This window comes from Flagellimonas sp. HMM57, from assembly GCF_021390175.1.
Taxonomy (GTDB): domain Bacteria; phylum Bacteroidota; class Bacteroidia; order Flavobacteriales; family Flavobacteriaceae; genus Flagellimonas.
Window position 1 is genome coordinate 2,277,771 of record NZ_CP090004.1, and the last position, 25,412, is coordinate 2,303,182.

General features: G+C 38.5%; 17 protein-coding genes. 10 read left to right on the forward strand and 7 right to left on the reverse strand.

What is annotated here, in order from left to right; all coding sequences use genetic code 11:
- Nucleotides 1–8 precede the first annotated feature (8 nt).
- The 3 genes from LV716_RS10115 to LV716_RS10125 form a co-directional block, all read right to left on the reverse strand.
- Nucleotides 9–3,344 carry a VCBS repeat-containing protein gene (locus LV716_RS10115; RefSeq protein WP_163417621.1) on the reverse strand — a complete coding sequence of 1,112 codons (3,336 nt, stop codon included), beginning with the start codon at nucleotides 3,342–3,344 and terminating at the stop codon, nucleotides 9–11.
- 198 nt (nucleotides 3,345–3,542) lie between these two features.
- A complete protein-coding gene (locus LV716_RS10120) occupies nucleotides 3,543–5,093 on the reverse strand; it encodes a RagB/SusD family nutrient uptake outer membrane protein (RefSeq protein WP_163417622.1) in 1,551 nt (516 codons plus the stop codon).
- A gap of 13 nt (nucleotides 5,094–5,106) precedes the next feature.
- Nucleotides 5,107–8,166 carry a TonB-dependent receptor gene (locus LV716_RS10125; protein ID WP_163417623.1) on the reverse strand — a complete coding sequence of 1,020 codons (3,060 nt, stop codon included), beginning with the start codon at nucleotides 8,164–8,166 and terminating at the stop codon, nucleotides 5,107–5,109.
- 372 nt (nucleotides 8,167–8,538) lie between these two features.
- Between LV716_RS10125 and LV716_RS10130 the strand changes: the two genes are divergently transcribed.
- The 5 genes from LV716_RS10130 (at nucleotide 8,539) to LV716_RS10150 (ending at nucleotide 15,987) form a co-directional block, all read left to right on the forward strand.
- A complete protein-coding gene (locus LV716_RS10130; protein ID WP_163417624.1) occupies nucleotides 8,539–9,558 on the forward strand; it encodes a LacI family DNA-binding transcriptional regulator in 1,020 nt (339 codons plus the stop codon).
- Nucleotides 9,559–9,616: 58 nt separating this feature from the next.
- Entirely contained in the window at nucleotides 9,617–11,923 is a 2,307-nt protein-coding gene (locus tag LV716_RS10135; RefSeq protein WP_163417625.1) for a glycoside hydrolase family 65 protein, read from the forward strand.
- Entirely contained in the window at nucleotides 11,920–13,791 is a 1,872-nt protein-coding gene (locus LV716_RS10140) for an alpha-amylase family glycosyl hydrolase (RefSeq protein ID WP_163417626.1), read from the forward strand. Before LV716_RS10135 ends, LV716_RS10140 begins: the two co-directional genes overlap by 4 nt.
- Before the next feature lie 172 nt (nucleotides 13,792–13,963).
- Complete coding sequence (locus tag LV716_RS10145; protein WP_233759102.1) at nucleotides 13,964–14,716, forward strand: glycerophosphodiester phosphodiesterase family protein; 753 nt, start codon at nucleotides 13,964–13,966, stop codon at nucleotides 14,714–14,716.
- Nucleotides 14,716–15,987, forward strand: coding sequence for an NAD(P)/FAD-dependent oxidoreductase (locus tag LV716_RS10150; RefSeq protein ID WP_163417627.1), 1,272 nt, complete (start codon nucleotides 14,716–14,718; stop codon nucleotides 15,985–15,987). The genes LV716_RS10145 and LV716_RS10150 overlap by 1 nt, the downstream gene beginning before the upstream one ends.
- On the opposite strand, the gene LV716_RS10155 is transcribed toward LV716_RS10150, so the two are convergent.
- Entirely contained in the window at nucleotides 15,988–16,716 is a 729-nt protein-coding gene (locus tag LV716_RS10155) for an MIP/aquaporin family protein (RefSeq protein WP_163417628.1), read from the reverse strand.
- Nucleotides 16,717–16,772: 56 nt separating this feature from the next.
- Nucleotides 16,773–18,269: a glycerol kinase GlpK gene (gene glpK, locus LV716_RS10160; RefSeq protein ID WP_163417629.1), complete on the reverse strand. Its 1,497-nt coding sequence runs from the start codon at nucleotides 18,267–18,269 to the stop codon at nucleotides 16,773–16,775.
- Between the two features lie 71 nt (nucleotides 18,270–18,340).
- Here glpK and LV716_RS10165 point away from each other — a divergent pair, with 71 nt between their 5' ends.
- Entirely contained in the window at nucleotides 18,341–18,877 is a 537-nt protein-coding gene (locus tag LV716_RS10165; RefSeq protein WP_163417630.1) for a DUF1697 domain-containing protein, read from the forward strand.
- A gap of 11 nt (nucleotides 18,878–18,888) precedes the next feature.
- Here the strand turns inward: LV716_RS10165 and LV716_RS10170 are convergent, their stop codons facing one another.
- Nucleotides 18,889–19,362, reverse strand: coding sequence for a TspO/MBR family protein (locus tag LV716_RS10170; RefSeq protein ID WP_163417631.1), 474 nt, complete (start codon nucleotides 19,360–19,362; stop codon nucleotides 18,889–18,891).
- Between the two features lie 91 nt (nucleotides 19,363–19,453).
- On the opposite strand from LV716_RS10170, the gene LV716_RS10175 reads away from it, so the two are divergent.
- The 4 genes from LV716_RS10175 (at nucleotide 19,454) to LV716_RS10190 (ending at nucleotide 23,490) form a co-directional block, all read left to right on the forward strand.
- Nucleotides 19,454–20,539: a diphosphomevalonate/mevalonate 3,5-bisphosphate decarboxylase family protein gene (locus LV716_RS10175; RefSeq protein WP_163417632.1), complete on the forward strand. Its 1,086-nt coding sequence runs from the start codon at nucleotides 19,454–19,456 to the stop codon at nucleotides 20,537–20,539.
- Between the two features lie 144 nt (nucleotides 20,540–20,683).
- Nucleotides 20,684–21,622 carry a mevalonate kinase gene (locus LV716_RS10180; protein WP_163417633.1) on the forward strand — a complete coding sequence of 313 codons (939 nt, stop codon included), beginning with the start codon at nucleotides 20,684–20,686 and terminating at the stop codon, nucleotides 21,620–21,622.
- Between the two features lie 9 nt (nucleotides 21,623–21,631).
- Nucleotides 21,632–22,537: a geranylgeranylglycerol-phosphate geranylgeranyltransferase gene (locus LV716_RS10185; protein ID WP_163417634.1), complete on the forward strand. Its 906-nt coding sequence runs from the start codon at nucleotides 21,632–21,634 to the stop codon at nucleotides 22,535–22,537.
- The gene (locus tag LV716_RS10190; RefSeq protein WP_163417635.1) at nucleotides 22,537–23,490 is read left to right on the forward strand and encodes a carbon-nitrogen hydrolase family protein; all 954 of its coding nucleotides are present in this window, start codon (nucleotides 22,537–22,539) and stop codon (nucleotides 23,488–23,490) included. The genes LV716_RS10185 and LV716_RS10190 overlap by 1 nt, the downstream gene beginning before the upstream one ends.
- 52 nt (nucleotides 23,491–23,542) lie before the next feature.
- Here LV716_RS10190 and LV716_RS10195 read toward each other — a convergent pair whose 3' ends face one another.
- Entirely contained in the window at nucleotides 23,543–25,129 is a 1,587-nt protein-coding gene (locus LV716_RS10195; protein ID WP_233759103.1) for a hypothetical protein, read from the reverse strand.
- Between the last annotated feature and the right edge of the window lie 283 nt (nucleotides 25,130–25,412).

Genomic DNA, 25,412 nt, shown 5'->3' on the forward strand with positions numbered 1-25,412 from the left:
GTGAATAGCTACTTGTTGTATCTAAATATTTTTGGTTTCTGACTATTGATGGCAACAAATAAAAACGCTACACCATTTTTATCTTTAAAGGTTTGAAGATGTTTTACTTCACCTCTCACATAAAAACCAGATTCATCATGAGGTAACCAATCGTACTCGCCATTTTCACTTGCAATTAAGACACTACCATAACTTGCGTCCAGTCTACCATACTGTGGCTTAAAATTGTAATTATTGCCCGCTAAAATGATATCGAGTTTGCCATCTCCGTTAATATCCTTGCAGTTAACACTACAAATGCACGAAAATTGTGTCTCTCTTGGCAGCTTCTTTATGTCAAAATTACCAGTTCCATCGTTTATCGCAATAACGCTCTCGGTAGTATTAACTTCTTTGACAATAGTGTTTTTTAAAATGCTGGGATCTATCAATTGATCAATACTTTTAGTTGCGTAGTCCGAAAACTTCAAATTCTGTTTTTTTAACGATACGAGTTGTGAGGTCAATTCTCTTTTTAGGGATACGGGAAAATCTCTATTATCAATACTTCTTGTAACGATTTGTTCTATTGTTCCATTATCATCAAAATCGTTGATAAACATTTTGGCCGGAGCTTCTTTTGAAGCATTGTACGCCGCATTGCTTCCTTGGTTTCCCAGTATCAGATCTATATCGCCATCATTGTCCAAGTCTTTAGGATAAACCGTATTCCACCAACCGAGTAAGTTATCTAATGAACTTGTTTTCGGACTAAGTCTTCTTCCGTTGTTCTTGAAAATCTTAGGACTTCCCCAATCGGTCATTACCACCAAATCTTTTTTCGAATCCCCATCTACATCTGCCCATTTGGCGTCTGTGACCATTCCTGCTTTTTTAAGGTGAAATGCTTTACTTTCAGTTATGTCCGAAAAGTTTCCTTCCCCATCATTCTGCAGAAATAGATGTTGTGGTGTAACCCCATAAGTGCCAAGGATACTTCTGCTTCCAATAAAAAGGTCTTGGTCACCATCAGCATCAAAATCATAGGGAGCAATTACCGAAACATTGGTATTGAGACTTGCTATTTTATTAGGGCTTTTGGAAAAGTTTCCTTTTCCATCATTAATATAGATGCGATTCTGGTAATTGCTTGCATCCCCAGGAATGTTTCCGCCTGATCCAACCACTAAATCCATATCTCCATCTCCATCTACATCTACAAAAGCAGAAGCAGTATCTTCAAAAAGCCTATCGGCCCTAAAAACATCTTGGACATATGCTGGCTTTAGTGTGCCATTCCCTTTGTGCAGATATATTTTTGCGGCTTCGCCTTTGGCACCACCAATAAAAATATCTTCATTGCCATCATTGTCAATATCCGCTACAGCAATTGTTGGTCCTTCTTTGGAAAGCATTTTTGATATAAGCCCTTCATAATCAAAATCTACATGCCTGTCCTCAATATGCCTAGGTATCGAAGATTCTATTTCGGTCAAAAATGGTGTTTTGATTTCTTCAATCTTTTTGAAAATTTCAACAGCATCAACTTGTTTGAGTATTAATGTTGTGTTGATGGTAACGGATGTGAGTGTTTGGGTTTCATCATTGGGCCATATCACCCGTAACGAATCAATCGTTGATTTTTTTCCGAGGCCTATAACCATTTTATAATCTACCGAGGATTGAAAACCTCTGCTCGGAATCAGTTCTTGCCGTATTATTTCGCTCCCTGTAAAAAGTTCTACAACGCTGCCTACCCCAAAGGTATTCGGAGCCTTTCCTATCAGATTTATATTGATATAATTGTTCGAGCTCTTTTCGGAGTTATTTTGGTATACAAAAAGTTCTTGGTTTACGTTATTTACAATGATATCCAAGTCACCATCGTTGTCTAAATCCCCATAGGCTGCCCCGTTGGAAAAACTAGGGGTATTTAATCCCCAATTTTCAGATGAATTTGAAAAAGTTAAATCTCCATTGTTCTTAAAAGCATAATTTGAGATAGGGGTGGAGGGCATAGCATTGATAACCGCATCTTTTTGGTCTTTACTCCCAGAAATGGCAGTTTGTTGCCTAGCTACATCTTCAAAAAAATCTATAAAGTCTTGATTGGTCAAGTCATGGTAAATACCGTTGCACACATAAATATCTCGATAACCATCATTATCCATATCGAAGAGAAGCGCTCCCCAGCTCCAGTCCGTTCCGGAAACTCCACTATAATTGGCAATTTCTGAAAACGAATTTCCTTGATTCAGTTGCAGTGTATTCTGCATGTATTGATAATAATAATCATTCTGCAGTTTTCGTTGGTGTGTGTCGTAGGTCTCAAAAGTGGTCGTGTTTTTCAATCTTTCATCGCCTTCGGGCAACATATCGGTAACAAAAATATCCGACTTTCCATCGTTATTGATATCTGCCATATCCGCTCCCATGGAAAATAAGCTTAAATGGTTGGCCCAATCCTTAATACTTTCGGTAAAAGTTCCATCTTGATTGTTAATGTAGAGATAGTCATGTTCAAAAAAATCATTGGACACATAGATATCAGGGAAAAGATCATTGTTAATATCCCCTATAGTGACTCCTAGACCAAACCCCACAAGGCTCCCGTATATGTTGGCCTCCTCGCTTACATCTTTAAAAACACCATTATCATTTCGAAACAGTTTATCTCCACCACCTTTTATTTCATCTATGACGTTCCAGTCTTCGGCTCTTAAGTCTCTTTTGTTTTCATACCCTAAACTAGCTACTGGTATGAAACTATTGTTCAGCATATATACATCAAGGTCCCCATCTTTATCATAATCGAAGAATGCTGCATGCGTAGTGAACCCGCTATCTGCTAAGTTGTATTGTTCTGCTTTTTCGGTAAAGGTCAAATCTCCATTGTTGATGAAGAGTTCATTTTTCTGGTCATCTCCTTTAATGTTACCAGCATTGCAGACGTAAATATCCAAAAGGCCATCAGCATTGATATCCACTAAAACTACCCCGGTTGACCATGCTTTGGTTCCGGAAACACCAGAAGACTCGGTAATATCTTCAAAAGTGAAATTTCCTTTATTTAGAAACAGTTTGTTTTTTTTGCGGTTAGCGGTAAGGTAGATGTCGGGCAATCCGTCATTATTGATGTCCCCAATGGCAACGCCGCCACCGTTATAGAAATTACGGTACAAGAAAATATTAAAATCTTCCTCGTTTTCTATTTGGTTGATAAAGGATATCCCAGTTTGGGTGCTGTCTAAAGCTGTGAAGAGTAGTTCAGAAGAGATGTTTTTTTCCTCCGTTTTCTTCTTGGAACAAGAAACGGACAGAAAAACTAAAATGCTTATAAAATAAAAAAGAAGTCTTTTTGACATCTGATGTTGAGATAAGTTTGAATATGAGATCATTATGTTTTTGAAAGTATCAAAAGGTACAACCTTTTATATCTTGAAAACTAACTATTTTGAGCCGACTTTCATAATGATATGTTGATATTAACGCTGTTAAAATTTATAATAAAAAAGAGGGCAATGCATTGCCCTCTTTTATTGATAAACTTAAACTGTATTGATTTAGTAACCTTCGTTTTGTACTAAATTTGGGTTTGATCCTAATGCAGTTGCTGGTATGGGGAACAAATTTCTAAATTCATCCTGTACGGTTTTCATTTCCCAAGTATCAGCAAAGGTGCCGAAACGAATTTGTACAGCCCTATTACCAGCTATATTGGCTTCTGAATTTAATTCTTTGGTAATCTCATCCTTCAATTCCTCTAGGGTAATAGAACCCAACGTAGCTACACCGGCTCTCTCTCTAATCAGGTTTACATCGGCCAATGGATCTGCACCTTCGCCACCTCTCAATCCTGCTTCCGCTCTCATGAGTAAGGCCTCGGCAAAACGTAACCAAACGAAATTATTAGTGGGGTCAGGAAAACCATCAGCTCCTCTTTGAGGATACTTCACGATTCTAATACCATTTCTTTCGTTATTGATTTCAAGACTTGTCAAGAGTTCGTCCTCGTAAACCAACGATGTTCCTTGTCTGTCTTGAAGAGGTTCTCCACTGCCATTTAATTGCTGCCCTCGAAGATAACCTGTCGATAGCCCATTGAAATCAGGGCCAGCTAAACCTAATCTGGCATCATCATTAACATCACTTGTTCCATGCAACCTAAAGGTTTCGGTAAGCGTAACAAAACCGTTCCATCCGGTTTGGTTGGGGTGAATCATATTGAAAACCCTTTGTCCTGTTCCTACGTCCAATGCCATAATAACCTCGTCATTACCCGCGGCAGCAGATAAATCCCAAATATCAAAATATCCATTTGGGCCATCACTATCATCTAAGGTAAACCCTAAAAGTTCTATGGCATCAACATCATCTATAACCGCATCCATTGCTCCTGCAGGAGCTGAACCCAATATACTCATTGAATTTAAATTAACTTTTGCCCTTAGAAAACGAGCAGTGGCCTCACCAATGTTGAATATGTCTCCATCTGGTCCATCGGTATGCAGATTACCACTTGAGATTGCGGTATTTAAGTCTTCTAGAATGAAATCAAAAGCTTCTTGTGCACTAAGTACAGTTGGATCAACGTCTACACCTTCATTTACTCCCCTAAAGGGTACTTGACCGAAAAAATTTAAAACCATAAACATATTTATAGCTCTAATTACTTGTGCTTGTGCAGTTATTGACGCATCGGCACCAGAAGCGGGATCTAAAAGCTGTGTGGCCGCCAAAACCTGGGAATTTCTATTATTCCAAGAATTTAATACATATAGCTGGGTAGCATTCCATGAATGGTTGTGAAGTTGCCTCCATACACCATTATCTCCCCAGTCCGCTCCCCTGGTGAGTACTGCTATATTGTCCGCAGTAACTTCCATAAGTGCATATTCATTGTTTTGGGCATTTAGATTTTCTATGTTGTTGTATAGGGCCTCTAGTGAATTTACCGTGCTGACAACACCTCCAAAACTACCATCTTCAGTTGATGCTGAAACGGAATCTTGTAACGGAACCTCTAAATCGGTACATGATTGTCCAACAAGAAATAGTACCACTATTCCAATTGATTGGATCAATCTTTTTTTAAACATTTTTTTTCTCATCATTTTAATTTTTTTATTAGAAACTTGCATTAAAGCCTAAAGATATAGTTGTTGGTCTAGGAAATGCTGTCAAGTCAATGCCTAACGAAGGAACATTATTCAGATTTCTGTCTACTGAAACTTCAGGATCTTGTCCACTGTAATCAGTTAAGACAAAAAGATTTTGAGCACTTGCAAAAACACGCAGGCTACTAAACAGACTGGTTTCAGCTAACGGAAAGTTATGTCCGACAGTTACATTTTGTAATCGTAAAAATGAGCCATCTTCTAAAAATCTAGACGAAACTTCTGCAATGTTCAGAGGGTTTTCGGCCCCAACGAATGGAAGAATATCAGTCGTAACGTTTCTTCCCTGTGCCAAATTACCTATAGCAAAAAAAGCATTTCTATTATTGCTATAAATGGATTGACCAAATTGACCGTTAAAGAAGATGCTCATATCCCAGTTTTTGTAGCTGAAGTTTTGGGTAAAACCCAAAGTTACATCTGGTAAAGCGCTCTCACCAACAAATCTGGGAGTTCCTATAGTCGATTCCTCGCCATTAGCATCCAAAAATAAGTTTACACCTTCTGTTGGTTGTATATTGTTTGGATCAGCTACAGGAGTTAATCCCCTCCAGTCATTCAAATAAAAACTAAATAGAGGTTGGCCGTTCTCTAGTTGTTGGGCAAAAGCACCTGTTAGGCCTGGCCCGTTAATGGCACCTGTCTGAATCGGCTGTCCATTGAAATTCTGAATTACATTATCATTATAACCAACATTGAAATTTAGGTCCCAAGAAAAGTCTTCATTTTCCACTATAAGGGCATTCAAGTTCAATTCGACTCCTGAATTCTTGATTTCCCCATCTACGTTTTCGAAAACAAAGGGTTGAACTGCTGGCTGGGCACTCTGAGTCTGTAAAAGGAATCCTGAAGTAATTCTGCTGTAATATTCCACAGAACCACTAATCCTGCTATCCAAAAATGCGAAATCAACACCAATATTCAATTGTTCGTTTTCTTCCCATCTTAAATCTGGATTTTCAAAGGCAGGAAATAGGGTTCCCCCTGGGTTGAAAACCCCACCGTTGTCTATACCTCCGGTTGCTGGAGGAGTTGGGTCAAGATTTCCCACATTGAATCTTTCGCGGCGGGTAAAATTGTTTGAACCAAGACCCTCTTGGTTTCCGGTTACGCCCCATGCGGCCCTAAGTTTAAACCTGTCAAAAAACTCTGGAAACCAATCCTCTTCAGAAAGTGTCCATGCAGCACCCACAGCTCCAAATGTTCCGTACTTATTATTACCACCGAACCTTGAAGATCCGTCTATTCTCAATGTACCTGAGAAATTGTACTTGCTATTGATAGAATAATTTGTTCTGAGAAAGAACGATTGTAACTCATCTCTGTTCAAAGAAGTTTGATTAGAAAAAGTAGTGGCAGAAGCCAAGTTGTTTACCATTTGAAACAAATCTGCTGTTCTAAAATTTGCGGCTTCTATTGATATATTTTCAGCAACAAATTCTTGATAGGAATGTCCCAGAGTAATGTCTAATACATCGCCCTCCCCAATTTCCTTATTATAATTTAAATAAGATTCCCATGTAGTGTTTGTTAAATCAACCTCAAAAAAGGTAGCCTTTCCTATTCCTGAAGTTTGCTCGGAATTAAACAAAGATGAAATGGCCGAGTTTGCAGATGATGTCGATTTATCTAAGCCTATGTTGGTATTCAGTTTTAGATTATCTGTGAATCTATATTCTGCTCCTACATTGATCAGTGCCCTCAACGTACTTGAGATATTTCTTGAAAGCCCAAGTACGGCCAATGGATTCCTAGTTTCAAAGGTTGGTTGATTAAAACTTCCATTTTCCAAACGAATGGGTTGAGTAGGATTAAAAGCCCAAGTAGTAGCCAATAAATCACCTCTAGCATTTGGATTATCAGAAATAGAAGGTCTTTGTGCTTCTATGTTTGATATAGTCGCTTGGGTTGTTAATCGTAACTTATCATCAAAAAAGCGTTGTGATGCATTAAATCTAGCCGTCAATCTATCAAAATAACTATCTTCTACCTCCCCTTCTTGATCTTGGTAGCCAAATGATAACCTATAATTTCCATTTTCATTACCACCGCCATAGGAAAGATTATAGTTTTGTGTAAATGAAGTTCTATAAATTTCATCTTGCCAAGAATTTCTAGCACCAAAATCGAAGTCTGCAGCGTTTCCACCAAGATCAGTTTGAGCCTGTAAAAATTGATCTACCGATAATAAATCTAATTGATTTGGAACATAACCGACCGAAAGTGTTGTCGAAAATTCCAGTGTACTTTTCCCTGGAGTACCTCCTTTAGTAGTTATTAAAACTACGCCGTTAGCTCCCCTAGAACCGTATATTGCAGTTGCCGAAGCATCCTTTAATATATCTATACTTGCAATATCATTAGGATTTAGGAAACTTAATGGGTCAAGAGCAGCGGATGTACCAATGTCCGTGTTTCCTCCACCTGATACTCCCGAAGTATTTCCACCATTCAATGGAACACCGTCAACAACATATAATGGATTGTTATTTGAACGTACAGAAGCGGTACCCCGTATTCTAACATTTACTGCTGCACCAGGTTCACCTGTGGTAGCTGATATTTGCACCCCTGCTGTTTTACCTTGAATTAATTGCTGTGGATTTACTATTACACCTTTGTTGAACTCTTCAGATTTGACACTCTCAATAGCACCAACTGCTGTCCTCCTTGTTTGAGTACCATAACCAACAACAACGACTTCGTCCAATTCGCTTGCATCTTCCTGTAAAACAACATTAATAGTTGTTTGTCCACTTACAGAAACCTCTTGAGAGGAGAAACCAATATAACTGAAAACGATAACTGCATCAGCAGCAACATCATTTAAAGTATAGTTACCGTCAAAATCAGTTTGAGTACCATTTGTTGTTCCCTTGACAACAACGCTGGCTCCCGGCAAAGGACCACTTGCGTCCGAAACAGTACCTGATACTGTCTGAGCTTTCGTTACTCCGAAACAAATAAATGCTCCCAATAACAAAAAACTTTTAAGTAGCGTAATCTTCATAAATAATTAATTTTAAGTTTAGTTAATTTCAATTCAAGTGTTAAACATATATAAAAAAAATGTTAATCTAAATTTAAGGAGTGTGTCACCTATTACGAAAACGGTTTCGTGTTAATAACTTTGAAAAAATGAAAGGTTCACAAAACTAAAAGAGTTAATTTATGTAAATCATAATGTAAAGACATAAAAATAATCAAATCTATACCGTTGTTGCTAATATACTATTTTTATTTTTTACATCATGTTAACACATTTCAAGAAATTTTTGTAAGTATTCACATTAGTTTTTGTTAAAAAAAATCAATTGATTAAGTTACGCTGCTTTATTGAGTAATTTGAAAACCTTAACTAACAAATACAAATCTCTTTTTTTTGAAAACTAAGATTACGCTAAAAGATATCGCAAAGGAACTTGAAGTTTCTATTTCTACTGTGTCAAAGGCTTTAAAGAACAGTGAAGAGATAAGCAGAGATACGAAAGAAAAAATTCAGGCTTTTGCCAAACTTTACAATTACAAACCGAACAATATTGCCATTAGCCTTAAGAACAAAAGAACTAAAAATATAGGGGTGGTGATACCGGACATCGTCCACCATTTTTTTACTACTGTAATCAGAGGTATTGAAAAATATGCGAATGCAAAAGGTTACAATGTCATTGTTTGCCTTTCTGAGGAATCTTTCGACAAAGAAGTCATAAATATGGAGATGTTGGCGAATGGGAGTATCGATGGCTTTATCATGTCCCTATCTTCTGAGACACAACAAAAAGGAGATTTCAACCACTTAAAAGAAGTAACGGAACAAGGCATACCCGTTGTATTGTTCGACCGTATTACCAACGAAATTGATTGTGATAAAGTAATCATAGATGATCAATTAGGGGCCTATATGGCAACGAAAAAGCTTATAGAACAAGGAAGGCAAAAAATAGCATTGATTACCACGGATGATTACTTAAGCGTAAGCAAAGCTCGGACCGAAGGCTATAGAAAAGCGCTTATGGAAAATAATCTTCCTGTCGACGAATCCCTAATCCTTAAGCTTTCATCAATGGAAATAGATGAAAAAAGCATTATTGATTTCTTCGATTCCAACAGCATGGATGCTGTATTGTGCGTTAATGAGATTTTCACCGTTTATAGTATGAAGCTAATTCAGAAAAAAGGCCTCCATATTCCTAACGATGTTGCATTTATAGGATTTACAGATGGACTCTTGTCCAAATATGCCAACCCCAGTTTAACCGCTGTGGCACAACATGGTGAAAAAATGGGAGAAACATCTGCCCAAATGTTAATCGATAAAATTGAAAGTGAGGTTGAAGAAGAATCATTTCAAACCAAAATTTTAGAACCTACATTAGTGGTCAGGGATTCCACAATTAATTAATTTTGCAATGTCTTATTCCAAGGCATGCATTTAACTACCTACATTTTAGTTTACAGCAATGAATCAAGATTATATAAAAGCGGACCCTTGGTCCATAATAGAAGAAGGTTTTGACAAAGAACAAGTAAAATCTTCAGAAAGTTTGTTCAGTCTTGGCAACGGTGCTATGGGGCAGCGGGCCAATTTTGAAGAACAGTATTCCGGAGATACCTTTCAGGGGAGCTACATTGCAGGGGTCTACTATCCTGATAAAACCAGAGTGGGCTGGTGGAAAAACGGCTATCCGGAGTATTTTGCAAAAGTGTTGAATGCACCAAACTGGATTGGTATAAACGTACAAATTGATGATGTTCCGCTGGATTTGAATACCTGTAAAGAAGTTTCCGGTTTTAAAAGGAAACTGAACATGAAAGAAGGGTGGTACTGTCGAAATTTTAGGGCAACCTTATCCAACGATATTGAGGCTTCCATAACTGTTACACGTTTTTTGAGTTTAGATATTGATGAAGTAGGTGCTATAAAGATGGAAATAGAATTGCTGAATGCTGATGCTAAAGTAACCTTTACGCCCTATTTGGACAGCGGTATTACAAATGAAGATAGCAATTGGGACGATAAGTTCTGGGACACGACGAAAGTTGATTACCAACAAAACCGAGCTTATATAGAAGCACATACGATGAAAACCAATTTCGCTACATGTACTTTTATGGAAGCGCATGTAGTTTATAATGGTACCACAATATCGGAGTCCAAATTAGACAGGAAAACAGATTCTTTTGTTGGTCTTGGGTTTGAACAACATGTTTCAAAAGGAGAAAAAATTGCTTTGGTAAAATTCGGTGGTTACACAGTTTCTCGGAATCACGATGCATCGGAACTTGTCAATGTTGCAAACGATGTTTTGGACAAAGCGACTTCCATTGGGTTTGATGAATTACTTCAAAAGCAAAAAGAAGCTTGGGCAAAGATTTGGGAGATGAGCGATATTGAAATTGAAGGCGATGTAAAAGCACAACAGGGCATACGTTTTAACATTTTTCAATTGAACCAGACCTATTTAGGAAGGGATTCGCGATTGAATATAGGTCCAAAAGGATTTACGGGAGAGAAGTATGGGGGCAGTACGTATTGGGATACCGAAGCCTATTGTGTTCCATTTTATATGGCAACCAAGGGCCAAGAAGTAGCTTGGAGTTTATTGGAATATCGTTATAATCATCTGGAAAAAGCCATAGAGAATGCTCAAAAACTTGGTTTTACCAATGGGGCCGCACTATATCCCATGGTAACAATGAACGGTGAAGAATGTCATAACGAATGGGAGATTACCTTTGAAGAAATCCATAGAAATGGAGCTATCTCATTTGCAATTTTTAATTACCACAGATTTACGGGAGACTATAGCTATATTCCAAAAATGGGATTGGAGGTCTTAATAGGAATTGCAAGGTTCTGGCACCAACGCTTTAATTTTTCTGAAGATAAGCAGCAGTATGTAATGTTGGGAGTTACTGGCCCTAATGAATACGAAAACAATGTCAACAATAACTGGTACACCAACTACTTGGCTAAATGGTGTATAGACTATGCTTTGGAGCAACTTGAGGTGGTTGAATCCAAATATCCAAAGGATTATGACAGAATATGGAACAAAACCAGTTTAACGACATCCGAAACCGAAGCTTGGAGCAAAGTGGCCAACAATGTTTATTTTCCTTATTCAGGGAAACATGAGGTGTTTTTACAACAAGACGGATTTTTGGACAAAGAATTGGTGAAGGTTCAGGATTTGGATAGATCACAAAGACCCATTAACCAAAAGTGGAGTTGGGACAGAATATTGCGTTCCCCCTATATAAAACAGGCCGATGTTTTGCAAGGCTTCTATTTTTTTGAAGACCATTTCAGCAAAAATCAATTGGAAAAGCATTTTGATTTCTATGAACCCTTTACGGTACACGAATCCTCATTGTCTCCCTGTGTACATAGTATTCAAGCAGCAACCTTGGGAAGAATGGAACAGGCCTATACCTTTTATTTAAGGACGTCAAGATTGGACCTGGATGATTACAATAAGGAAGTAGAGGAAGGATTGCACATTACATCCATGGCCGGTACATGGATGAGCATTGTGGAAGGCTTTGGGGGAATGCGGATAATTAAAGACCAGCTTCATTTTACACCTCAAATACCAGAGCAGTGGACTTCTTATGCGTTCAAGATTAATTTTAGAAATCAGATTATTACGATATCGGTTTCAAAACAAGGCGCTAGTTTTGAAATCACCGGAGAAAAAGAACTTGCAATTCAAGTGAACAATACACCATTGACATTAATTCCGGGAAAAGTAGTTGAAGCATGAAGCGATACCTCTACTTACCCATACTTATGGTCTTAGTGTCGATTCATTCGTGTGAACAGAAAACAGAAAAGAAAACAGTTGAGAAAAAAATGAAGAAAAAGGCTGTAGTTTATCAGGTTTTTACACGACTTTTTGGTAATACCAATACCACTAACAATCCTTGGGGTACCATTGAAGAAAATGGAATAGGGAAGTTTGCCGATTTTACCGAAGAAGCACTAAAGGAAATCAAAGACCTTGGCGTAACACATATTTGGTATACGGGCGTTCCCCATCATGCTGTAATAAATGACTACACGGATTACGGTATCTCCAACGACGACCCCGATGTGGTAAAAGGACGTGCAGGCTCTCCATATGCTGTCAAGGATTACTATAATGTAAACCCAGATTTGGCAATCGACCCTTCAAAAAGATTGGAAGAGTTTGAAGCACTGATCGAGCGGACACATAAAGTTGGAATGAAAGTACTCATTGATATTGTTCCCAACCATGTCGCCAGAAATTATGAGGGCTTGACCAACCCTGAAGGAGTTTCGGATTTTGGTTCCAATGACGATACCTCTTTGGAATACCATATCAATAACAACTTTTATTACATCCCCGATTTATCGTTTACCGTGCCCCAATGGCAAGATGGATACCTTCCACTTGGAGGAAGCCAAAATAAACTTGCTGATGGAGCGTTCAAGGAGCGACCTGCTAAATGGACTGGTAACGGATCACGACTGGCACAACCCCACTTTAACGATTGGTATGAGACGGTCAAAGTAAATTATGGGGTAAGACCAGATGGTACTAAGGATTTTGACGAGCTTTCAGAAGACTTCAGCAACAAAGATTATAAAGCACATTTGGAGTTCTGGAAAGATAAGACTGTTCCAGATTCATGGGATAAGTTCAAGGATATCACACTGTATTGGCTCGACCTTGGCGTAGATGGTTTCCGTTTTGATATGGCCGAAATGGTGCCCGTAGAGTTTTGGAGTTATTTGAATTCCAATATCAAAACCAAGAATCCAGATGCTTTTTTACTGGCGGAGGTATATAATCCACAACTTTATAGGGACTACATCCATAAAGGAAAAATGGATTATCTCTACGATAAAGTGGAGTTGTACGATAGCATCAAGCATATTATGAAAGGCTATGGTTGGACCGATCATATTCCCGTTGTGCAAAAAGGCATGGCTGACATAGAGCACCATATGCTACACTTTCTGGAAAACCACGACGAACAACGTATTGCAAGTCCAGATTTTGTGGGCAGGGCAGAAATAGCAAAACCGGCAATGGTGGTTTCCGCGACCTTGAGTACTTCTCCGACCATGATTTATTTTGGACAAGAGGTGGGAGAGCCAGGAGCAGAAGATGCAGGTTTTGGTAAACCTACGCGTACTTCCATATTTGATTATATTGGAGTTCCGCACCACCAAAGATGGATGAACAATAAGAAGTTTGATGGCGGGCAGCTTTCAGAAGAAGAGAAAACCCTTCGGGATTTTTACAAACGTCTTTTAAACTTTACCATCAACAGTGAAGCTTTGATGGGGCGCTATCAAGAAATACACTTTTACAATAAAGATAATACCGAAAATTATGACCATAGAGTGCTCTCGTATGTGAGATGGTCTGAAAATGAAAAATTGGTAATTGTTTCAAATTTTGATTCTGATAAAAGCTACACCTTTGATTTAAAACTACCTCAAGACATAATTTCTAAATGGAATTTGTCGGAGGGTGGGCATAGTTTAGTGGAAGAACTCTATGGAAAGAAGAACATAGAACTCAATGTAAAAGATGGGATTGGGGTCGTGGCTATTGAGCTTCAACCTTTGGAATCGATTATTTTAAGTGTTGCCCAATAAAAGTTGCTTGTTCCAACTTGGTTTTTTGTTGGTCAGAAGCTAGATAATATTGGTGTGAGGGAGACTTTGCTGAGCCATTTTCATTATCTTACCTTATAAGGGCTTGCAATTAATTGTTTTACTGTTCCAATTCACTTTCAAGTTGTATTTTTAGAGGTATAAAATAACCAAGATGAAGAAAAACTTACCATTAGCTTTAGCAGCTGCTTTTTTACTCAATAGTTGTAGTATGATGGAAAAAAAACCATTGGTCATCGGCCACAGGGGAGCTATGGGACATGAGACCGAAAATACGTTGGCTTCGGTCCAGAAAGCCTTGGATTTGGGTGTGGATATGATAGAAATCGATGTGTTCAAGATATCGAGCGGGGAAATAGTGGTCTTTCATGATGAACGCGTGGAACGCCTTTCCAACAGTGGTGGCAACATCGAAGAATACAACATCTATGATTTAAAAAAACTTACCCTTGACGGAAATCATAAAATTCCAATGCTACAAGATGTTCTCAAACTAATTGATAATAAAGTAGCAATGAACATAGAACTTAAAGGAGCCAATACTTCTGAAAGGGTAAACTTTATAATAGAAAACTATATTGAAGGAAAAGGGTGGATTTTGGACAATTTCGTTATCTCCAGCTTTAATTGGGACGAGTTGAGAGAAATGCGAAAAATCAATAAAAACATAAAGATTGCCGTGTTGACTGAAGAAGACCCAATGGATGCAATTTCAGTAGCCAAAGAATTAAATGCTGTCGCTATAAACCCTGATTACACAACATTGACCGAAGAGAATACGGGGAAAATTAAGGATGAGGGGTTTAAAATCTACACATGGACGGTCAATGAACCTGACGATATCCAAAGAATGAAAGCGTTTGGAGTAGATGGCATTATCACCAATTTTCCAGAACGGGTACATTAATGTTCGATGTCATAATCGTTGGTGGTGGCGCAGCAGGATTTTACACGGCCATCCATATTGCAGAGCAGTCACCAAAGCTTAAAATTGCCATCTTTGAAAGAGGAAAGAATGTACTTTCAAAAGTCAAGGTCTCAGGTGGCGGTCGTTGCAATGTAACCCATGGTGAATTCTCGGCCCATGAATTGGTAAACAACTATCCCAGGGGCAGAAAAGAACTTTTGGGTCCCTTTCATACCTATGCACCCATAAATGTGATGGCATTCTTTGAGGAAAGGGGAGTACCTTTAAAAATAGAGTCCGATGGACGGGTTTTTCCACAAAGCAATTCCTCGCGATCCATTATTGACTGCCTGCTTTCGGAAACGGAACGTCTGGGAATACAGGTTTTAAAGAATAGTGCCGTTAAACATTTTAAGAAAACCAGTAACGAAGATGGGTGGCAAGTAACCACTATGAACAAGCACTACAACTGCAAAAAACTGGTCCTAACTACAGGAAGTAATCCTAAAATGTGGACTTTATTGGAATCCTTAGGACATAAGATAGTCCCGCCAGTTCCCTCGCTGTTTACATTCAATATCAAGGATGAGCGGATAAAGGGAATTCAAGGTGTAAGTACTTTTGCCACTGTTGAAGTTTTGCCAAAGAAGATTTTTTCATCCAAAGTAGATGTCAAACTAAAGAGTGTTTCAAGAGAAGAACCGGTTCTACAATCCGAAGGTCCCGTATTGATAACACATTGGGGGTTGAGTGGCCCTGCTATTTTGAAGCTTTCGGCATGGGGGGCAAACATATTGCATGATTATAAATATAATTTTAGGATAAATGTTAATTGGACTCCCGAGTATTCAACAGAGTCTATGGAGATGCTCCTTAAAGAAGTAAAAAAGGTAGAAACAAAGAAAACTATCTTGAGAACGCAGGTAGTGGATTTGCCCAGAAGGTTATGGGCAAGTTTGGTAAAGGCTGCCGGTATCGAAAAAGACTTAAAATGGGCGGATGTTACAAAAGAAAAACTCCAAAATTTAGCACAACAGCTTACGCAATGTTCGTTTAGGGTTGAAGGGAAAAGTACCTTTAAAGAGGAGTTTGTAACCGCTGGAGGCGTAGATCTAAAAGAAATTAATTTCAAGACTTTTGAAAGCAAAATACACCCAAACCTTTACTTTGCTGGAGAAATAATAAATGTGGATGCAATAACGGGTGGCTTCAATTTTCAGAACGCTTGGACGGGTGCTTACATAGCTGCACAAGCAATCTCTTCCGAATAATTATTGAAGAACCATAGCGATGCCTGCGGCAAGGGTAGCTCCCAAAATAGGCCCCACTACGGGAATCCAAGAATAGCGCCAACCGTTGGAACCTTTATTCTTAATGGGAACCAGCGCATGAATAATTCGGGGTCCTAAATCCCTAGCTGGATTTATGGCATAACCGGTCGTTCCGCCCAAACATAAACCTATTCCCCACACAATAATAGCAACGGGCAATGCACCTAAAGACCCCAAACCAATTATCGTATTGTCCTTCATAGAAACGGCATCGGTAAAATAGAGCACCGCAAAGACCAGGACAAAAGTGCCCAGAATTTCAGTCAAAATATTTAAAAATACGTTGGGAATGGCAGGGGAATTACAAAAAACACCTCTTTTGCTATTTCCATCTTCCGTAGCATCAAAATGGTCCTTATTCATAAGCCACACAAAGAAAGCACCTAGCATAGCCCCTATAAATTGAGCCAAAATATAATTGGGAACATCATAAATAGAGAACTCTCCTGCTATTGCTAGACCAATAGTAACGGCAGGATTGAGATGTGCGCCGCTGTACGGCCCGGCGACGACTACACCTGTGTAGACGGCAAAAGCCCATCCTGTTGTAATCACTATCCAACCTGAGTCACTTCCATAGGTTTTTTTTAATGATACGTTTGCGTTTACACCGCATCCCAAAAGAATGAGGAGGAACGTTCCCATAATTTCAGCGATAAAAGGAGTCATTGTAGGTTTGTTAAAGTTTTATGGGTAAATAGTTTTGTTTGTCAACTGCCAATAGTTTACTGATTTTTTGTCCAGTGTTCCAAAGCTTCAATGGCCCTGTACCATCCTTTAATTCCAGCATCTATATACGCTCTTTCATTGGATGGTTTAAAATGGACATCGGTTTGCCAAATATCCTGAATTTCTTCCTGGCTTTCCCAATACCCAACAGCAAGTCCGGCCAAATAAGCCGCCCCCATCACTGTAGTCTCTACTATTTTTGGTCGAATAGTTACGGTGTTCAAAACATCTGCCTGGAATTGCATCAACAAATCGTTTACAGTGGCACCGCCATCGACCCTAAGCTCTTTTATCGAAATTCCAGAATCTGCTTCCATGGCTTTCAAAATATCCATGGTCTGGTAGGCAATGGATTCTAAAGCGGCTCTGGCAATATGTGCATCGGTACTTCCACGGGTTAGTCCAAAAATGGTTCCTTGGGCATGTTGATTCCAATGCGGGGCACCCAATCCAGCAAAGGCTGGCACAAAATAAACACCTTCTGAGCTATCCACAGAACCTGCAAGTTGTTCAACATCAGAAGAATTCTTTATGATTTTTAAACTATCACGAAGCCATTGCACGACCGCTCCGGCAATAAAAATACTTCCTTCAAGTGCGTAATGCGTTTTTCCATTTATTTTCCATGCCACTGTAGTCAGAAGGTTGTTTTTAGAAACAATGGGCTTTTCACCAATATTCATAAGCATAAAACAACCTGTGCCATACGTATTTTTCACCATTCCCTGCTTGGTGCACATTTGCCCGAACAATGCTGCCTGTTGGTCACCGGCAATACCTGCTATTGGAATTTTAGCAGCGAAAAAATTTGGACTTGTATTTCCGTATACCTCGCTGGATTGTCTTACTTCGGGGAGCATACTTTTGGGGATGGTAAAAAGTTCCAAAAGTTCATTGTCCCATTCCATGGTATTTATGTTGAAGAGCAAGGACCTGGATGCATTGGTAACATCGGTAATGTGCATTTTCCCCTCCGTCATTTTCCAAATTAACCAAGTATCTATGGTGCCGAGTACCAAATCACCAGATTCCGCTTTTTCACGAGCACCTTCCACATTGTCCAGAATCCATTTTACTTTGGTGCCCGAGAAATAAGAATCAATGACCAATCCTGTCTTTTCCCGAATCATTTCGGACTTACCCTGACTTTTAAGCTCATCACAATAATCCGCAGTTCTTTTGTCTTGCCAAACTATGGCATTGTATATGGGTTTGCCTGTATTTCTGTCCCATACCACAACAGTTTCACGTTGATTGGTAATCCCTATCGCAGCAATTTGTTCTCCTTTTAATCCTTTTTTGCTTACAGCTTCGGCTGCCATCCCTGCTTGTGTGGCCCAAATTTCATCTGCATCGTGTTCTACCCATCCTGGCTTGGGGAAAATTTGGGTGAACTCTTTTTGGGAAACGGATATTATAGTTCCTTTTTTATCGAAAACTACAGCTCGGGAACTTGTGGTACCTTGATCTAAGGCGAGAATATACTGATTCATTGTGTTAATTTAATGCGTCTGAATTTACTAAAATAAATCGGAGTAATTTTATTCAAGAAAAATTATAGCCTATGAAAACCTATGTAGCACTTCTTAGGGGAATTAATGTAAGTGGTCAAAAGAAAATTAGAATGGCCGATTTAAAACAATCGCTAGAAAATTACGGTCTTCATAAAGTAACAACGTATATACAGAGTGGAAATGTTGTTTTTGAAAGTGAAGTGTGCGATGCTAAACAACTTGAAAAGACTATTCACGAAATTATTTTGAACGATTTTGGATTTAGTTTACCAACTTTGGTAGCCACCGGAGAAGTGTTAGCGCAAATTTTGGATGCCAATCCATTCAATGATCAATCAGAAGAGAATAGATTATACTTTGTCTTGCTTAAACACCCGCCCGAAAAAATTTTGAAAGAGAAATTCAAGGTCGAACAATTCGTGAATGAGGACTTTCATATTACCGACACATGCGTTTATCTGTGTTGTAAAAAAGGGTATGGCAATGCAAAATTGAACAACAACCTAATCGAACGTAAACTCAAGGTTGAAGCTACGACCCGTAATTTGAAGACAATGCAAAAATTGATCGCAATGGTGGAAGAGTGAATGGCATAAAGTCAATTCAACTCCCAGATTTTATAATTCAAGAGCGTTGCAAAACTCACCCACAGCAGATAAGGGGCCAATAGAATTGCGGCTGTTTTACTTACCACGCTAAACCATTTCATCGTCAGGATAATCAATGTTAATAAAGTAAGAATGACCAAGAGTGCCCAAAAGGGACTTTGAAGCCCAAAAAAAACAATGCTCCACAAGGCATTAAAGAGCAATTGAAACCCAAAATGATACAGGGCCGTTTTTACCCAAATATGATGAAACCCTTTGGACCAAACGATTCCCGCCGAAACCCCCATCATAATATAAAGTAAGGTCCAAACAGGAGCAAATAGCCAATTAGGCGGATTGAAACTGGGTTTGCTCAAGGTTAAGTACCAATCATTAACCGAACTTTGTGTAGCAAAACTGGATAAAAAACCAATAAGCAGACAAATGATAACCGAAATTGAAATGTAAACAGCTTTTTTCTTCATGGTAAGTGCAATTCCCTCTAAAATAAGAATTTATTTATACCTATTTCTCGTATCCTGACCAGCACCTTATATTTGCCTTAAATATTTTTCAATGACCGAAAAAGACTTTCTGTCCAAAAGTTATGCTGATTTACCTTCAGAGGGAAAAGTTACATGGAAAGCGCCCAGTAATATTGCTTTGGTCAAATATTGGGGAAAAAAGGCCAATCAGATTCCTGCTAATCCATCCATTAGCTTTACGCTCGATGCCTGTGCAACGACGACCTCGGTTTCATATACCAAAAAGGAAGGTGATAGTCCGCAATTTTCGTTTGATTTAATTTTTGAAGGAAAACCCAAAGAAGATTTTAAGCCGAAGATTCAGACTTTTTTTGAACGCATAGAAAAGTATCTTCCTTTCTTAAAATCGTATCACTTCATAATTGAAACATCAAATTCCTTTCCCCATAGTAGCGGAATAGCTTCCTCTGCAAGTGGAATGGCTGCCCTATCGCTTTGTCTTATGGATATTGAAAAAAAGCTGGATAGTAGCATGAGCGATGATTTCTTCAGGAAAAAAGCCTCCTTTTTGGCACGTTTAGGTTCGGGAAGTGCAGGTAGAAGTATCGAAGGGGATTTAATTCAATGGGGCAAATATGCCGCTATCGAGGAAAGTTCCGATTTGTACGGAGTACGGTATCCCTTTAAAATAGCCACTGTTTTTAAGAATTTTCATGATACCATTTTATTGGTGCACAAGGGCCAAAAACAGGTAAGTAGTTCTGTTGGACATAATTTAATGCACGACCATCCATATGCTGAAAGACGTTTTGCCCAAGCCCATCAAAATTTGGATAAACTGAAAACTATTTTTGAAAATGGGGACTTGGACAATTTCATAAAAATTGTTGAAAGCGAAGCACTTACCCTACATGCAATGATGATGACAAGCATGCCTTATTTTATCCTTATGAAACCCGAAACTTTGGAAATTATCAATAAAATATGGAGTTATAGGGCATCAACAAAAGTGCCGTTATGCTTCACGTTGGATGCAGGCGCCAATGTACATCTGTTGTATCCTGAATCGGTGAAAGAAAAAGTTATTCAATTTATTCAGGATGAATTGGTTGTGCATTGCGAGAAGGGACATTATATTTGCGACCGAATTGGCGACGGTGCAAGAAAGTTACGTTAATTTAGTCGTCTAATACACTGAAAAGAAGGTATTGGCGTTCAAATAAACGTAATTAATCGAAAGTTTTGAATTTTGAACATCAATTTTGTTTATCTTTATTTTGAAATTTGTTAAACAAAATGGAATTTCACCAATAAATCTAACATGAAAGGTCCGTTATTTTACTCTAAAATTTTACTCTTCGGAGAATACGGAATTATTAAAGACTCCAAAGGACTCTCTATTCCCTATAATTTTTTTAAGGGAGCTTTAAAGACCGATGATAACACTTCTGCTTCTGCAAAAAAGTCAAATGAAAGTTTAAAAGAGTATGTTGGATATTTGAGAAAATTGGAACAAGAAGAGAAAGACTTGGTCTCTTTTGATTTGGAAACACTTCAGGCAGATGTTGACCATGGAATGTATTTTGACAGTTCCATTCCCCAAGGTTACGGCATTGGCAGTAGTGGGGCGTTAGTTGCGGCTATTTACGATAAATATGCAACCGATAAAATAACCGTTCTCGAAAACCTGACCCGAGAAAAACTTTTGCGGCTTAAAGCGATTTTTGGGAAAATGGAATCCTTTTTCCACGGTAAGTCTTCTGGTCTAGACCCGCTGAACAGTTACTTGAGCTTACCCATTCTTATTAACTCTAAAGACAATATAGAATCTGCAAGTATTCCATCCCAAAACAAGGAGGGCAAAGGCGCAGTTTTCTTATTGGACAGTGGCATTACTGGTGAAACCGCGCCAATGGTTCAGATTTTCATGGAAAAAATGAAGCAGGAAGGGTTTCGTAGCATGCTTAAAAACCAATTCATAAAGCACACGGATGCTTGCGTAGAGGATTTTTTAAATGGAAATGTAAAATCCCTTTTTGGTAACTTGAAAGAGCTTTCCAACGTAGTTTTTGACAATTTCAAGCCTATGATTCCAGCTAAGTTCCACCAACTTTGGCAAAAAGGTATTGAGACCAATGATTATTATTTGAAGCTTTGCGGTTCAGGTGGTGGTGGTTACATTCTTGGCTTTACACAAGATTTGGAAAAAGCCAAAAAAACATTGCAAGGTCATAACCTAGAAGTGGTGTACAACTTCTAATCGTATCACATGCTTACTAGAAAAAATAAACTCCTGCTGTTTAAGCTATTGAGTTTGTTTTCCGTGGTTCGGGGATATAACATTCTAATGATTACCCTGGCACAATATTTAGCTTCCATCTATATTTTGTCCCCAGATTTGCCTCTTAGGCAGGTAGTGTTCGACATTAATCTTTTTTTGATCGTGACAGCATCGGCATTGGCAATAGCGGGCGGTTATATCATCAATAACTTCTACGATGCCGAGAAAGATTTGATCAATAAGCCAACAAAGAGTATGCTGGACAGGTTGGTAAGCCAACGATTTAAATTGACAACCTATTTCATCCTCAATTTTTTGGCTGCTGTGGCTGCCAGTTATATATCATTTAGAGCGGTATTTTTCTTCTCGGCCTATATTTTTGGAATCTGGTTGTATTCGCATAAATTAAAGCGTATTCCATTTATTGGCAATTTGGTTTCGGCCTCATTGGCCATAGCTCCCTTTTTTGTCGTTTTCGTCTACTATGCAAATTTTCAGACCGTAATTTTTGTACATGCCCTTTTCCTCTTTCTATTGATTTTGGCTCGGGAAATGATCAAAGATTTGGAAAATATGGCTGGCGATATGGCACAAAACTATAAAACCATTCCAATCATATATGGAGTGAGGATTTCTAAGCTAATGATTGGATCGTTGATTGTGATGACGCTTATTCCTTCGCTTTTACTGATCAATACTTTTGATGTTGGTTATATGTACCTGTTCTTTTTTGCCTGTATTCTTCTTTTGGGTCTTTTTATCATTCTGTTATGGAAGGCCAATGGTAAAAAACACTATGTTTGGCTGCACAATATTTTAAAGTTTATTATTGTGGCCGGTGTTTTCAGTATTTTATTGATCGATGTTGATTTGGTCTTAAATCGAATTCTATAATGGAAAATCTTTTAAAAGTGGCAATGGCCCAGATTGCCCCAGTTTGGTTGGACAAACTGGCTACGCTTGAAAAAATAGAAATCTCAATTGAAGATGCTGCAAAAAATGGAGCGGAACTGATAGTTTTTGGCGAAGCTTTTTTGCCCGGATATCCTTTCTGGTTGGCCCATACCGAAGGTGCCGCTTGGGACTTGAAAGTAAACAAGGAGTTACATGCGCATTACGTCAGAAATTCAATCCAGATTGAAGCTGGAGAGCTGGATACAATCTGTAAAATTGCCAATGAGAAAAATATTGCAGTGTATCTGGGAATGATGGAACGTGCCAAGGACAGGGGAGGGCATAGCCTTTACTGTTCGCTGGTCTACATCAATCAAAAAGGGGAAATAAAATCGGTGCATCGCAAATTGCAACCTACCTATGACGAGCGTTTGACCTGGGCGCCAGGGGATGGTAACGGGCTCAAAGTACATCCTTTAAAACAGTTTACCGTTGGGGGATTGAACTGTTGGGAGAACTGGATGCCGCTTCCACGTGCAGCACTCTATGGCCAGGGCGAAAATTTACATGTTGCCGTTTGGCCCGGTGGATTGCACAATACGAAAGACATTACCCGATTTATAGCCCGAGAATCCAGAAGTTTTGTAATCTCGGTATCATCACTGATGACGATATCCGATTTTCCAAAAACAACCCCGCATTTGGAGAAAATCTTGAAAAAAGCTCCCAAAGTTTTGGCAAACGGAGGTTCTGCAATTGCCGGCCCCGATGGGGAATGGCAGGTAGAGCCTGTTATAGATAAAGAAGGACTGATTTATGAAACTTTGGATTTTAATAGGGTCTATGAGGAACGACAGAATTTTGATCCTGTAGGTCATTACTCAAGACCCGATGTTACCAAATTAATGGTGAACAGGGAACGGCAATCCACGGTGGAGTTTGAAGGTGAATAACAGCTCCCTTATAGTATGGTTTGGAAGTTCTAAGATGTTGGACGTAGGTTTTTTACTTCCACTTATTTACATGTTCCACTTCTGTATCAAACTGTGCTGCCAATGATTTTACTCTTGACTTTAAAAGTATTTTTCTACCGTCAATTGTTCGTGTAAAAATCAGGTCGCAAGAACCAACAAGTCGTTCCCATTGGTTTTTGAAATATTCCGCTAAATTCTTATTTCGTCCAAGTATTTCAGGAACAGAATGATAGTCTTTTTGTTTTATGAACAATATAAACTTGTTCTTTCTGATGATTACATATCTTGGATTGTCAATAGGGACAATTACTTCTTGTAATGCACTTATAAACGTTGATTTCTCGAAGGTTGTTCCACCTTCTAAGTGACAGAAAATAGCTCCCCAATTGTCCACCGAGGTTACTACCTTTAATTTTGAATAATCTGTCTTTATGACTCCTACTTTAATTAAGGAATTTAAGAGTGCATCTCCAATTTGTTGAATGTCTTTTGAAATATCCCGGTATTTAAAATACAATCTTAATGTCTTAAATGTAAGTCTGCCAAAAATTGCCATTCCAACTGCTCCAAAAACGGCAAGGAATACATACAGATCTTGCATAGACTTTATGTTTCTTGCTACCTTGCCAAGCCCTTGTAAATTTTCTAAACCAAAAGCAACTAAACCCGAACCTAAAGTCGCAAGGAGGTTGCCAATTGTTTTATTCAAGTACATTGACTTAACAGCTTTGTAATCTTCTTCCTCTGGAAATGGAATTCTAATCTCTTCAACAAGTGTAACGCCTGTTTCAAGTGCCTTTTTCCATTTTTGTTTTAAACTTTCTCTGTCGCCTGCATAGGAGAACATTTCAACGTTCTTTTTCTCCGCTTCTTCTTTTTGATAAATGTTTACTGACAAGTTTAGGCGTCCAATTCCATTTTCTATTCCGGGCTCTTCTTTGAATGAAATGCCCACAAAACTTCTAAATCGCCTTTTTAATAAATCAAAATCGTCTCCGCCCGCTGGCGAGGTTGGATCAATACAGACCAAATGCCAAATGTTTCCTGTTTTATTGTCATTCCCGTTTTGTGTTCTTATAGCTCTGCCACGCATTTGGTTGGAAAGCACAAATGAACCTACAAAACTTGCCAAGATCAATGAGTTGATTGCAGGTGCGTCCCAACCTTCGCCCAATAGAGATTTCGTTCCAATTAATACTTCAATTTCTCCAAGCTGAAATATTTGGGTTACTATATGAACAATGTTGTGTTTGAGTTGCTTTGTTTGGCTGATTAAAATGTAATTACTATCAAAAGGAACTGGACTTGAATTGATTTGGGTAATTCCGTATTTCGCTGCTTTTGTCTCAAATGTCGCATAAGCTCTAAGTGGAATAATAATGATAGAACCTGTGAGGACAGCAATTCTTATATTATCCTTGTTTTCCCGCCTTAATTTTTCAAAGATCGGAATGATACCAATTTTGTTCAGTTCAAGATTGTTTTCAGGCGCATTGATGAAAAATTCTTTGCGAATAAAGTCTGAAAGAATTACTAATCGTAGATCTTTTCTTAATTGTTTGTATTCAAAATCAACGATATTTTTGATGCCGTTTAGTTTACTGATACTAGAAGTCAAAAACCCTGTTATTCTATTATTGTGCGAAAAATTAATTTGCCGCCTTTCAATTGCTCCATATCTTCTTAATCGATTTTCCAGTGTTTTTTGATGTTCTTCGAAAACTTTGAAATACTCCTTTTCTTTATAGAGATAGAAATCTAAAAGCGTTTCGATCCATTTATAATCAAGTTTGGGAATTTTAAACTTCTTGTCGCCAATGACTTCAAGATGTATTTCAGGAATTTCTTTTTCGTTGGCATTAAGAAATATTAAGCAAGCTGAATAATAGGAGAGATTATTA

Excerpts from the sequence above, each read along its gene's own strand:
- LV716_RS10115 (WP_163417621.1), bottom strand. The coding sequence starts at position 3,344 with ATGTCAAAAAGACTTCTTTTTTATTTTATAAGCATTTTAGTTTTTCTG.
- LV716_RS10120 (WP_163417622.1), bottom strand. The coding sequence starts at position 5,093 with ATGATGAGAAAAAAAATGTTTAAAAAAAGATTGATCCAATCAATTGGA.
- LV716_RS10125 (WP_163417623.1), bottom strand. The coding sequence starts at position 8,166 with ATGAAGATTACGCTACTTAAAAGTTTTTTGTTATTGGGAGCATTTATT.
- LV716_RS10135 (WP_163417625.1), top strand. The coding sequence starts at position 9,617 with ATGAATCAAGATTATATAAAAGCGGACCCTTGGTCCATAATAGAAGAA.
- LV716_RS10140 (WP_163417626.1), top strand. The coding sequence starts at position 11,920 with ATGAAGCGATACCTCTACTTACCCATACTTATGGTCTTAGTGTCGATT.
- LV716_RS10145 (WP_233759102.1), top strand. The coding sequence starts at position 13,964 with ATGAAGAAAAACTTACCATTAGCTTTAGCAGCTGCTTTTTTACTCAAT.
- LV716_RS10150 (WP_163417627.1), top strand. The coding sequence starts at position 14,716 with ATGTTCGATGTCATAATCGTTGGTGGTGGCGCAGCAGGATTTTACACG.
- LV716_RS10155 (WP_163417628.1), bottom strand. The coding sequence starts at position 16,716 with ATGACTCCTTTTATCGCTGAAATTATGGGAACGTTCCTCCTCATTCTT.
- glpK (WP_163417629.1), bottom strand. The coding sequence starts at position 18,269 with ATGAATCAGTATATTCTCGCCTTAGATCAAGGTACCACAAGTTCCCGA.
- LV716_RS10165 (WP_163417630.1), top strand. The coding sequence starts at position 18,341 with ATGAAAACCTATGTAGCACTTCTTAGGGGAATTAATGTAAGTGGTCAA.
- LV716_RS10170 (WP_163417631.1), bottom strand. The coding sequence starts at position 19,362 with ATGAAGAAAAAAGCTGTTTACATTTCAATTTCGGTTATCATTTGTCTG.
- LV716_RS10175 (WP_163417632.1), top strand. The coding sequence starts at position 19,454 with ATGACCGAAAAAGACTTTCTGTCCAAAAGTTATGCTGATTTACCTTCA.
- LV716_RS10180 (WP_163417633.1), top strand. The coding sequence starts at position 20,684 with ATGAAAGGTCCGTTATTTTACTCTAAAATTTTACTCTTCGGAGAATAC.
- LV716_RS10185 (WP_163417634.1), top strand. The coding sequence starts at position 21,632 with ATGCTTACTAGAAAAAATAAACTCCTGCTGTTTAAGCTATTGAGTTTG.
- LV716_RS10190 (WP_163417635.1), top strand. The coding sequence starts at position 22,537 with ATGGAAAATCTTTTAAAAGTGGCAATGGCCCAGATTGCCCCAGTTTGG.